Below are 11637 nucleotides of genomic sequence, written 5' to 3'. Positions count from 1 at the left end.
ATCAGGCCTGGAAATTCTCGTGCCACTTGTAGGCCGGATAAGGCGTTCACGCCGCATCCGGCATAAACACGCAGGTCAGACGCCGTAACGTTCGCACCAGCCAAGAATGGCTTTTTCGAAGCAGGCGAATGGTGGATGCACAATGCCCGCGCCAATCATGCCGACGCCCGCATCTTTATGGGCGATGGCGGTGTTGATCACTGGCAGAATGCCGCTGCTGCCCACGCGGGTGATGTCGATTGCCGACGGCACGCCCATAAAACCGAGCAGCGGAATGGTGACGTTCGGGTTTTCGCCGAGGGTGATTTCACGCATCTGGCGGGAGAAATCGATAGCCTCTTCCACCGTGCCACCCACCAGCGCGACGATCGCAGGCGCGGTCGCCATAGCAAATCCACCAATACCGTAGGTTTCAGTGATGGCGCTGTCGCCGATATCTAGCCCCGAATCCTCCGGCTTATAACCGGCAAACATCGGGCCGATGACCTGCTGCGCCGGGCCGGTAAACCACTGCCCCGGCAGGCCGCTGACCCGCAGGCCGAACTCGACGCCGTTTCGCGCCATCGTGGTGACCACGGTGCTGTATTCGATGCCGTGCGCCGCATCCATCGCCGCTTTACACATCGCCATCCACGTCGGGCCGGAGAAGTAGTCGCTGCTGGCGACAAACTCAAACACTTCGCGCTGTTGCTCCACGGAATAGCCTGCCTGAATAATCCCCGGCGTCAGCGCCTGAATCAGCAGCGTCGTCCCGGCGTTATTGCGGTTATGGCACTCATCGCCCATATGCAGCGCCTGCGCCAGCATTAAGCGCAGATCGATCTCACCGATAATTTTCATCGCGTCGCGCAACATGGGCCCCTGCACATCGCGCATCCAATTGAGACGATCAATCACGCTCTGGTCGTTGGCACCCATACGCAAAATCTTCGCCATCTGCTCGCTCATGTTGGTGTAAGCGACGTTGCCGTAGGTTTTGTTTTTCACGATGTGCATAAACATCGAGGCCGAGGTGACGCCCGCCATCGAGCCTACGCAATCGTGTTCGTGGCACGGCGAGAAGGTGATCTCCCCGGAGGCCGCCAGTTCAGCCGCCTCGTCGAGATCTTTCGCCAGCCCTTCGAACACCAGCGCCCCGGTGACCGCGCCTTTCATCGCGCCGCACATTTTTTCCCAGGTAACCGGCGGCCCGGCGTGAAGAATGGTTTTCGCCGTCATGCCCGGCACCACGTTAATCGCCTGATCAAAACCAATCAGCACCGGATGCGACTGGATAATGCGCTCCAGCGCCTGCTGGTTAGCGGCGGCGATTTTGTCTGCCAGCGGCGAATCGGCAATGTTGTCCAGCGCCTGCACCACCTGCATATTGCCCTGCCCCGGCGGCGTCCAGTCGAGCTGGGTTACTTCAACATGCTGCTTTTTCAGGTCATCGCTAAACATGGCGATGCCGACGTTAATAACGTTCAACGGTTGGCTAAACAGTGACGGGCTCATCAGGCTTCCTCCCCTTTGCAGATAAATTCACGCGCCAGCAATCCGGTATTGGTACTGCTGCTGGCCAGAATCACTCCGGCATCAAGCAGCATCTGGCTTTGTTGTGCTAACGATGGCGTATCGAGATCGGTGCCCAGCACATAGGCGAGAATGATCAACTCGCGTCCTTCGGCTGCGGCGATCGCTTTCGCTTCTTTGATCGCATCAATGGTGGAGCCGACCGGATCTTCATGCGATCCAAATCCGAGCACAAAATCCATCACGATCACCGCCACTTCTGGATCGCGCGCCTCTTCGATCAAGCGGCTGATACGGTTGGTCGGGTCAATCATCGGGTGCGGCTTGCCGTTGGTGAAGTCGTCATCGCCAAAGTCGAGGAAGGTGTGTTTGATGCTGCGGTTGATATCTTTCAGGCGGAATTCAGGATCGGGCTGGATGTTGCTGTAGACATCGCCATGTTTTTCCATCACCGCAAACATGGTTTCGTCGCACAGCGTGCCGCCGCAGAACAGGCCACGAATGTACTTCTGTTGTGGTTTCAGGCGAGCACGTACGTCAGCAATCAACGGCTGGTTAAGCGTATGCAGGTCGAGATGTTCCTTTTTCACGCCAGAGAGCATCACCGCTTTCAGCGCCGCTTCTTTAGTGCCACGGGCAAACTGTAGCCCCTGCTCATCCACAGGCGTTTCGCCACGACCAAGGAAGCAGACCACCACCGGCTTACGGCAGGTGCGCGCGCGTTCCAGCACTTTGCGAGCCACCGCAGGCGCAGGCGGTTTGGAGATCAGCGCGATGATTTCAGTTTGCGGATCGTTTTCCAGCATCCCGATAGCGTCGAGCATCATCAGGCCGCCGATTTTCTCGCTCAGGTCGCGCCCGCCGGTGCCGATCAGTTGTGAAACGCCGCCGCCAAATTCATGGATACGGACGCTCAGTTCCTGGCTACCAGTGCCGGATGCGCCAACAATACCGATGTTGCCGCGACGCACGGCGTTACCAAAGCAGAGCGCCGCGCCGTTAATAATCGCCGTGCCGCAGTCAGGCCCCATCATCAGCAACCCTTTTTCGTGGGCCAGTTGTTTGAGCGCCAGTTCATCTTCAACCGAGACGTTATCGGAAAACAGCATCACGTTAAGGTCGTTTTGCAGCGCCTGACGCGCTTCGCGAGCGGCAAACAGACCGTTAACCGAAATCACCGCCAAGTTACTTTCCGGGATATGCTTTTTCGCGCTGGCAAGGGTGGCGTAACGCGCCTCATGCGAGCCACTTTGCGCTTTGGTGTTGAACAGTTCTTCAATCTCCGCCAGCAACTGCTCGTTGTCCGCGCCCGCTTTGCCATTGATGACAATCATCAGGTCGCCGTTTTTCGCCTGTTCCAGCTCCGGCGTCAGCAGCCCTAAATTCTTCAGCACGCCTTTGTTCATTTCGGTCGCCATCGCCACAAATGCCTGCTCGACGCCGTCGAGTTTATTTGCACGCGTGGAGATAGACATCAGCGAGACAGAATCAAAATAGGTATTCGGTTTAATGACTATTTTAACTGACATAATTCCCTCCGTAGGTTTGGCTCAGCGCACAACCATCGGCCATGCCATACAGCATGTCGCAGCCGGAACTGGAGCCAATATGTTTAATTTTTTCTATTGCCTGAGTGGCGTTCTCAGGGATGTCATTAATGATGCCGTGGATAAAGTGATAAATATTTTCCCGACAGCGTTGTTGTAATGCGGCTTCCAGCGTTATGGCACTTAATAACGTGGTATTATTTCTGCCGCGTTGCAGGCCGAGATAAAATTCCTCTTTGTATTTTTCTACCGGATGCCCGGAAATAAATAAAACAAGCGCCAGACCTGTTAAATAATCATCGGCTGAAGGCGTCAGGCCAATCCCTAACCCCATCATATTAGCGACCGCCGACGCGATATTTTGTTTATCGTTTAATGCCTGAATAACAGCACGTCGCCTGATATGTAATTCTTTATTTAACGCCTGATAAAACGGATTATCACCGCGATAATTAAACAGGGTTTCATTTTCCCCCAGATGCTGATGAATAATGTCGTGCCACTGTTGCCAGGCGATAAGGTGAAAATTCAGAGCGGTCATTTGCAAGGTTGGGGACAGCCAACGCTGGCAACGAGTCATCTCTATTCGAATATGTTGACCAATCGTAATTCCGTGCTCGTCAAACTGAACCTTATCACCATGCTGGAACAAACCATTAAAGTGAGTGAGTGCCAACCGACAACTGTTTGGCGCATTGTCGTATTCTTCACAAAGCAGCGTCAGCAACTGCTGGCGAGCCGGGAGCGCAATATTTACCGCTCTGGCAAAGACCTGTTCAACCTGTCCTTGCCCCCGCTGCGCCAGAAAATCCACATCCGCAGTTAGCGCCCACACACACCGTCTTTCTGGTGTGTCGATAGCAAGCCTCCCGGATTATGCACCTGCGGAAATCAGCAATTGCGCAATCTCTTCAAAACCGCGTTCCCGCGCCAGTTCCAGCGGCGTTTTGCCATACTTATCGGTCATGTGCGGGCTGGCCCCGTGTTCCAGCAATAACTGGACAATCGCCTGCTGTTTAATACCGCCATCATTAAGCACAATAGCTTCCAGTAGTGGCGTCCAGCCAACATGGTTGGTCTGGTTAACGTTAATATCCGTATGCGCCAAAAGCTCTTTCACAATACTTAAATGACCTTTTTCACAGGCAGGCGTCAGGCCAACGCCGCCAAAGCGGGTTACGCAATTAAGATCGGGTTTAGCAGCTAAAATAATTCGTAACAAGGTTAAATCACCGGTCAGGCAGCTAATTAAAAAAGGATTTGAACATATCTGATCTTGCTTATTAATATCCGCTCCGGCATCAATTAATGCCTGAACGCAAGCATATTGCTGATATAAACTTGCCAGCGTAATTGCCGTTTTCCCCTGACGATCGCAGATATTAATATCGACACCCAGCGCAAGGCAGGTTTTTACTTTATCGATATCACCCTGTTGCGCAGCCAATAAATAGTCGGCAGGTAGATTTTTTATACTCATTCACATTCCCCTGGTTTTTGTGGCTGTTTTCGATGAATTGAGAATAGCAACGAAATTCAGCTAAAAGAACCCGCTTAAATTTAATTCGCCGTATTTCGCCTTTTTGTTGAATGATGTTCAATAATCTTTTCGCAGTGTGCGGTAGTGCAATATTTGTCTCTTTCTCGCCATACCCTTTCACTCAATCCGGTTTTATTTCTCTATAGTCTGCACATGTAAGAGTAGCTATCGTCCATGTCTAACCAGAGGGGAACAAGATGAACGGACTCACGGCAACGGGTGTCACCGTCGGTATTTGTGCAGGGCTTTGGCAGTTAGTGTCTTCACATGTCGGGCTCTCTCAGGGATGGGAATTATTAGGAACGATTGGCTTCGTCGCCTTTTGCAGTTTTTATGCCGCAGGCGGCGGTAAATCGGGGTTTATCAGAAGTCTGGCGGTTAATTATTCCGGGATGGTGTGGGCGTTTTTCGCCGCGCTGACTGCCGGCTGGCTGGCTTCTGTAAGTGGGATTTCCGCGTTCTGGGCAAGCGTGATTATTACCGTGCCCTTCTCGGCGGTGGTGGTCTGGCAAGGACGTTTCTGGTTACTGTCATTCATTCCCGGTGGCTTTCTCGGCATGACGCTATTTTTTGCCAGCGGGATGAACTGGACAGTAACGTTACTGGGTTTTCTGGCGGGTAACTGCGTGGGGATAATTTCCGAATATGGCGGACAAAAATTAAGCGAAGCGACGACTAAAAGCGATGGGTATTAAAAGTTATTCAAAAATGATTATCTATCTTTAATCGATACCTCTACAGTTGTGACTGGAGAAATTCATATTAGAAAATGGCGGGAATGGTTTAATGAACTCAATTTTTACCGAAGAAAACCTGTTGGCGTTTACTACCGCTGCGCGTTTTGGCAGTTTCAGTAAAGCGGCAGAAGAGTTGGGTTTAACCACTTCCGCCATTAGCTACACCATCAAGCGAATGGAAACGGGGCTGGATGTGGTGCTGTTCACCCGCAATACCCGCAGCATTGAGTTAACCGAGTCCGGGCGTTATTTTTTCCGCAAAGCTACCGACCTGCTGAATGATTTTCACGCCATCAAACGCAGCATCGATACTATTTCACAGGGCATAGAAGCACGGGTTCGTATTTGTATTAATCAGCTACTTTATACCCCTAAACACACCGCACGCTTATTACAGGTGCTGAAAAAGCAGTTTCCTACCTGCCAGATAACCGTAACAACTGAAGTGTATAACGGCGTCTGGGATGCGATTATCAATAACCAGGCGAATATCGCCATCGGCGCGCCCGACACGCTGCTGGACGGTGGCGGCATTGATTACACCGAGATTGGCGCGATTCGCTGGGCTTTTGCTATCGCCCCGGATCACCCGTTAGCCTTTGTGCCGGAGCCAATCGCTGAAAGTCAGCTACGTCTCTACCCTAATATTATGGTGGAGGACACCGCGCATACGATTAATAAAAAGGTGGGCTGGTTGCTGCATGGGCAGGAGTCGATTCTGGTGCCAGATTTCAACACCAAATGTCAGTGTCAGATTCTGGGCGAAGGGATTGGTTTTTTGCCAGATTACATGGTTCGTGAAGCGATGGAACAATCACTGCTGGTTATCCGACAAATTCATAACCCGCGCCAGGATTCACGCATGTTACTGGCAACCCAACACTCTGCCACCGGCCAGGTGACGCAGTGGATTAAAAAACAATTTATGCCTAAAGGGATATTAACGGAGATTTATCAGGATTTACTGCATCGGGAGAATTGATACCAGCCAACCTCCCGACGCACCCTGAATAGCGGCTTACATCAACCACCGGCTTTCATTACCCAGTCAGAGACAAATTTATTACCCGGAACCGGCGGAGAGTACAAATAGCCCTGCAAAAAGTGAACGCCTTTACCGATCATTAAGTCCGCCTGTTCCTGGGTTTCTACCCCTTCCGCCACGATACTCAGACCGGGCTTACGCGCCAGTTCGACAATATTGTCCACAATATGGCCGGAGATTTCGTCAACACTCGCCATTTGCACAAACGACTTGTCAATTTTAATAAAATCGACCGGAAACGCCTGCAAATAACGATAGGTTGCATAACCAGTACCAAAGTCATCCAGCGCAAAGGTAATGTTGTGCTGATGAAGGCTATCAAATATCGCTCTGGCTTCTGGCGTTACCGGAATGGGGTTACGTTCCGTCAGCTCAAGAACCAGCTTGATTTTATCGTTGCCTAATTTCTTGACCAGGTTCAGGCACTCTTTTTCAAATCCCGCAGCCAAAAAACAGCCCGCCGAGACGTTGATACCAATATGGAAATTGTCCGGCAACAAATGTTTTACCGGCAGCAGAATATCCGCAGTCTGTTTCATCAACTGGCGGGTCATTATGACAATAAGACCAGATGACTCCGCCAGAGGAATAAACTGATCCGGCGGGATGATTCCCGTTTGCGGATGCTCCCAGCGAACAAGCACTTCACAGCCTGTCAGTACCCCTGTCTGTGCGCAGAAAACAGGTTGGATCCATGGTTTAAATTCATGGTTTTCCAGCGCCAGGCTGATGGCTTCAGGCGTGACAATATGGTGACAACGGTTGTCATTAATATATTTGTGACTGTTATTACCAGTGGCGGATATGATCTCCGGATTGTACTGAAAGAAAATATCGCGCCAGAAAGTAATATCACTCTGAATCCCCAGTTTCTCAAAGAGTTGTTTCTTTTGATGTGAAATTGTCTTTGCACTGCGATTTCTGTATTGTGATATTTCTGTTACCGACATCCCCTGCATCAGCAGCTTGAGTAGCAGTCGTTCTTTCTCGGATACGTTACCGGGCAATGACAAATGAACCGTTGTACCGAACTCTTGCAGAAAAACACGAAAATCACATGAATCCATGAACACACCTTTTATCTTTTATCGCTGTTCAGTATGAGTTACTACTGGTGGATTCCTGAGCACGCATAAGGGGTAACCATAAACATCAGCGATGCCGTATCTATAACAACAAACACCACTATCGATCAGCTTATCGTTACCTCTAATGTTTACTCAATAACGATTACGTTAAATACCTCAGAAATGTCATCACAAGTGAATCTCAGCAGATAATCACGCAAATTTAATATTTAAAGCCAAAAATTTCAGTCAACTCATTTTGGGTACTAGAGAAGTAGTTTTACTATTTCTATATTTATAATTTACCACTAAGTACTGACTTTCAGTCACGAGCGAAGGCGCATTATATGAATTTAACAATCCAAATCAACTTAAAATATCCCCATCGATATGAACATAGCGTCAACATCCGATTACAAAATGAGTAAAGATGCGTGTTAAACATGCAAATTATTCATGCCATGCGGCTTTGTTGAATAAATCGAACTTTTGCTGAGTTGAAGGATCAGATCACGCATCCTCCCGACAACACAGACCATTCCGTGGCAAAGCAAAAGTTCAGAATCACCAACTGGTCCACCTACAACAAAGCTCTCATCAACCGTGGCTCCCTCACTTTCTGGCTGGATGATGAAGCGATTCAGGCCTGGTATGAGTCGGCAACGCCTTCATCACGAGGAAGGCCCCAGCGCTATTCTGATCTCGCCATCACCACCGTTCTGGTGATTAAACGCGTATTCCGGCTGACCCTGCGGGCTGCGCAGGGTTTTATTGATTCCATTTTTGCCCTGATGAACGTTCCGTTGCGCTGCCCGGATTACACCAGTGTCAGTAAGCGGGCAAAGTCGGTTAATGTCAGTTTCAAAACGTCCACCCGGGGTGAAATCGCACACCTGGTGATTGATTCCACCGGGCTGAAGGTCTTTGGTGAAGGCGAATGGAAAGTCAGAAAGCACGGCAAAGAGCGCCGTCGTATCTGGCGAAAGTTGCATCTTGCTGTTGACAGCAACACACATGAAGTTGTCTGTGCAGACCTGTCGCTGAATAACGTCACGGACTCAGAAGCCTTCCCGGGCCTTATCCGGCAGACTCACAGAAAAATCAGGGCAGCCGCGGCAGACGGGGCTTACGATACCCGGCTCTGTCACGATGAACTGCGCCGCAAAAAAATCAGCGCGCTTATTCCTCCCCGAAAAGGAGCAGGTTACTGGCCCGGTGAGTACGCAGACCGCAACCGTGCCGTTGCTAATCAGCGGCTGAGCGGAAGCAATGCACGGTGGAAATGGACAACGGAATATAACCGTCGCTCGATAGCGGAAACGGCAATGTACAGAATGAAGCAGTTGTTGGGAGATTCACTGACGCTGCGTGACTACGATGGTCAGGTAGCGGAAGCTATGGCCATGGTGCGTGCGTTGAACAGGATGACAAAGGCTGGGATGCCAGAAAGCGTGCGTATTGCCTGAAAATCCAGCCAGCTACAGGGTCGTTCGCACGAAATCTTATTTATTCAACAAAGCCATGCCATGCGCATGTTTTGATTCCATCAGATTTAGGACTGAATCCATTCAGCTCACATTAAAATATTAATGAGAGATTAAGAAAAAATAATATTTAAAACATCCAATAAAATATCACACACAGATAATTAAACCTTAAGTAACATATAGTTATCTTAAATCTGACGCGTTGACTCTACACGCCTTTCATGAATAAGGTTGCAACTCAAATATGTCAATTCAATTGCATTAAATAAGAATAAGCTTATTGAACAATGATTTCAGCCCAGTAGTGATTTTAGGCATCAATGTTTCTTTTTATGTTTTTTTATTATTCGCTGTCTGGCAGACCACCAATCTAAACTAATGGCTGCGCTGTATAGATATAACATCTGCGAGAGGATACATGATTATCTACACAGTGATGATGGCACCAGAGGTATAAGAAAGTGCGCCATATCCTGGACATGGCGCAAACTTGTGTCCCGCAGTGCAAATCAGTAATAGCGATATAGTCGCTATCGATGTCTTTCTGGCTGCTGAATACCAGAATGATTGCCAATCTCTCTCAACAATCCTCAATAATCAGGTACACTGCTTTCACCGGCCCGTGAACCCCAACAACTTTGATAAGCTCAATGTCCGCTGTTGAACTGGGGCCACTGATGATGTTAATGCAGGATGGCATACGTTCACCGGCCTGCGCTTTCTGGTGCAATTTTTCTGCCAGCTGCGCCACTCGGGGCAAAATAGTGCTTTTACGCAGGATAAAAATAGAGGACTCAGGTAGCAGACTCAATGAACGTCCGCGCTCGGCGGCGGAAAAAAGTACCACGCCTCCCGACTCTGTTAAGCCATATTCAGCATACACAACGCCAACTTTCGCCTGCTCCGCCAGAGCGATATTCTCGACACCTTTCGCCGGATCCCACACGACGGCATTGCATTCCTGCTGTAAACGCCCACTGATCCCCAGCTCCTCCAGTCGCTTGTCGCCACTGACCACGACCGACTGATCTCCCAGCTCTTTACACAAACGTAATGCCGCTTCTGCCGCCTGCGCCTCGCTGGTCAGTTCACAACGCGTCAACATGACATCGCTGGCAAACTGGATAAACGCATCACAGTGCTGCTGTTGGTTAAGTTCGGTAAGCCGCTCGTTAGCATAATTGTTAAGCGGCGCATCTGCTGCTTGCGGTTCAAGTCGCAGCGGGCGCCCCAGTGCCTGAGCAACGTTGTTCAAAAATTCGCTCCGATTATCCATTCTTTTTCTCCTGCGCCTTATGTTTCTTAAACCAGCTACGGAAACTCTCTCCGTCAGCTTCAGGAAGATCGCGTGCTTCCATCCAGTCGCTAATTGCGCCGATCCTGAGTGGTGTTTTGCCGCCATTGATAAACCAGCTTGCCGCATGGGCGCCAGCCATCATTCCGACTTTCCACAACCCCGGATGACTATTGGCATAAGCAAACATTTTGATCGCCCGTTGCTCTGCTTTTGCTGTTATCCCTTTTTCAGCCATCACCCGACGATGACGTAAAATTAGTTTCGACAGCGGAATACGCACCGGGCAAACGCTGTCACAGGCTGTGCATAGAGAACAGGCGTAGGGCAGATCTTTAAAATCTTTATAGCCGCCAAGCAGTGGAGAAATCACCGCGCCGATTGGTCCTGGGTAAATAGAGCCATATCCGTGACCGCCAATATGGCGATATGCCGGGCAGGTATTCATACAGGCTCCGCAGCGAATACAGCGCAGCACATCACGAAATTCAGAGGCCAGCACCTCAGAGCGTCCGTTATCGACAATAACCAGATGAAACTCTTCAGGGCCATCAACGTGTCCCGCTTCGCGCGGCCCTGTCAGCCAGGTGTTATATCCCGTCAAACGCGCACCAACGGCACTGCGCGCCAGCATGGTGATCAATACATCAACCTCGGCAAACGTGGGGGCGATACGCTCCATACCCATCACCGCAATGTGCGTTTTCGGCAGCGTGGTACACATTCGCGCATTACCTTCATTAGTCACCAGACATACCGAACCGGTTTCTGCCACCGCGAAATTACAGCCGGTAATACCGATTTCAGCACTGAGGAAATCTTCGCGGATCTTTTGACGGATGAATAAGGTCATCGCTTCAGGCGTTTCCGGGCCATCATAGCCCAGACGTTCGTGTAGCACCCGGCGGATCTGGTGGCGATCTTTATGAATAGCCGGAACCACAACATGAGATGGCGGATCTTGATCCAGCTGGAGAATGTATTCCCCCAGATCGGTTTCAATCACCTGAATGCCAGCATCCTGCAACACATGGTTGACGCCAATCTCTTCGGTCACCATTGATTTAGACTTCACCACTTTCCGCGCATTTTTACGCTGGGCGATCTGCAAAATGTAGCGGGTAGCATCTTCTTTGGTTTTTGCAAAATAGACGTGACCGCCGTTTTGCGTCACTTTTTCTGAGAGCTGGTACAAATAAGCGTCAAGATTACTCAGAACATGATCACGTATCTGGGCAGCACGATCGCGCCACTCCTCCCAGTGCCCTAATTCATCAACCATTTTTTGCCGATTTGCACCAATACGCTGCTGCGCGTTTGCCACCGCTTTGCGCATGATCGGATCTTCAATTTGCTGACGGATGCGTGTCTTAAATTCTGTATTACTGGTTTTGATCGACATCTTTAT

General features: G+C 50.1%; 10 protein-coding genes. 3 read left to right on the top strand and 7 right to left on the bottom strand.

All coding sequences use genetic code 11. From position 1 onward, the window contains the following. Nucleotides 1-75 precede the first annotated feature (75 nt). The 4 genes from WC5_RS10335 to WC5_RS10350 are packed head-to-tail and all read right to left on the bottom strand — an operon-like array spanning nt 76 to nt 4539. Nucleotides 76-1494, bottom strand: a complete 1419-nt coding sequence (locus tag WC5_RS10335; protein ID WP_000075084.1) for a YlbE family protein — start codon at nt 1492-1494, stop codon at nt 76-78. After that, nucleotides 1494-3041, bottom strand: coding sequence for an acyl-CoA synthetase FdrA (gene fdrA / locus WC5_RS10340; protein ID WP_000111780.1), 1548 nt, complete (start codon nt 3039-3041; stop codon nt 1494-1496). Before fdrA ends, WC5_RS10335 begins: the two co-directional genes overlap by 1 nt. Beyond that, a complete protein-coding gene (locus WC5_RS10345; RefSeq protein WP_016231594.1) occupies nt 3031-3894 on the bottom strand; it encodes an oxamate carbamoyltransferase subunit AllH family protein in 864 nt (287 codons plus the stop codon). Before WC5_RS10345 ends, fdrA begins: the two co-directional genes overlap by 11 nt. Before the next feature lie 39 nt (nt 3895-3933). Beyond that, entirely contained in the window at nt 3934-4539 is a 606-nt protein-coding gene (locus WC5_RS10350) for an ankyrin repeat domain-containing protein (RefSeq protein WP_000023627.1), read from the bottom strand. Nucleotides 4540-4796: 257 nt separating this feature from the next. Here WC5_RS10350 and WC5_RS10355 point away from each other — a divergent pair, with 257 nt between their 5' ends. Both WC5_RS10355 and WC5_RS10360 read left to right on the top strand, forming a co-directional pair. After that, nucleotides 4797-5294, top strand: a complete 498-nt coding sequence (locus WC5_RS10355) for a DUF1097 domain-containing protein (protein ID WP_001013884.1) — start codon at nt 4797-4799, stop codon at nt 5292-5294. Nucleotides 5295-5385: 91 nt separating this feature from the next. Then, the gene (locus WC5_RS10360) at nt 5386-6318 is read left to right on the top strand and encodes a LysR substrate-binding domain-containing protein (protein WP_001084385.1); all 933 of its coding nucleotides are present in this window, start codon (nt 5386-5388) and stop codon (nt 6316-6318) included. 41 nt (nt 6319-6359) lie between these two features. On the opposite strand, the gene pdeL is transcribed toward WC5_RS10360, so the two are convergent. Beyond that, complete coding sequence (gene pdeL / locus WC5_RS10365) at nt 6360-7448, bottom strand: DNA-binding transcriptional activator/c-di-GMP phosphodiesterase PdeL (RefSeq protein ID WP_010350394.1); 1089 nt, start codon at nt 7446-7448, stop codon at nt 6360-6362. Nucleotides 7449-7945: 497 nt separating this feature from the next. Between pdeL and WC5_RS10370 the strand changes: the two genes are divergently transcribed. Then, nucleotides 7946-8914: an IS5 family transposase gene (locus WC5_RS10370; RefSeq protein ID WP_000654811.1), complete on the top strand. Its 969-nt coding sequence runs from the start codon at nt 7946-7948 to the stop codon at nt 8912-8914. Nucleotides 8915-9515: 601 nt separating this feature from the next. Here WC5_RS10370 and WC5_RS10375 read toward each other — a convergent pair. Both WC5_RS10375 and WC5_RS10380 read right to left on the bottom strand, forming a co-directional pair. Beyond that, the gene (locus tag WC5_RS10375; protein WP_000370395.1) at nt 9516-10211 is read right to left on the bottom strand and encodes a LutC/YkgG family protein; all 696 of its coding nucleotides are present in this window, start codon (nt 10209-10211) and stop codon (nt 9516-9518) included. Next, on the bottom strand, nt 10204-11631 hold the full coding sequence (locus tag WC5_RS10380; protein ID WP_000023936.1) for a LutB/LldF family L-lactate oxidation iron-sulfur protein: 1428 nt from the start codon (nt 11629-11631) through the stop codon (nt 10204-10206). Before WC5_RS10380 ends, WC5_RS10375 begins: the two co-directional genes overlap by 8 nt. Between the last annotated feature and the right edge of the window lie 6 nt (nt 11632-11637).

It is taken from the genome of Escherichia sp. KTE114 (genome assembly GCF_000407765.1).
Lineage (GTDB): Bacteria > Pseudomonadota > Gammaproteobacteria > Enterobacterales > Enterobacteriaceae > Escherichia > Escherichia ruysiae.
Note: the sequence above shows the minus strand (reverse complement) of the source record. Positions and strands in the feature narration are given on the sequence as shown.

Coding starts and splice junctions, on each gene's coding strand:
- WC5_RS10335 (WP_000075084.1), bottom strand. CDS start 1,494: ATGAGCCCGTCACTGTTTAGCCAACCGTTGAACGTTATTAACGTCGGC.
- fdrA (WP_000111780.1), bottom strand. CDS start 3,041: ATGTCAGTTAAAATAGTCATTAAACCGAATACCTATTTTGATTCTGTC.
- WC5_RS10350 (WP_000023627.1), bottom strand. CDS start 4,539: ATGAGTATAAAAAATCTACCTGCCGACTATTTATTGGCTGCGCAACAG.
- WC5_RS10355 (WP_001013884.1), top strand. CDS start 4,797: ATGAACGGACTCACGGCAACGGGTGTCACCGTCGGTATTTGTGCAGGG.
- WC5_RS10360 (WP_001084385.1), top strand. CDS start 5,386: ATGAACTCAATTTTTACCGAAGAAAACCTGTTGGCGTTTACTACCGCT.
- pdeL (WP_010350394.1), bottom strand. CDS start 7,448: ATGGATTCATGTGATTTTCGTGTTTTTCTGCAAGAGTTCGGTACAACG.
- WC5_RS10375 (WP_000370395.1), bottom strand. CDS start 10,211: ATGGATAATCGGAGCGAATTTTTGAACAACGTTGCTCAGGCACTGGGG.
- WC5_RS10380 (WP_000023936.1), bottom strand. CDS start 11,631: ATGTCGATCAAAACCAGTAATACAGAATTTAAGACACGCATCCGTCAG.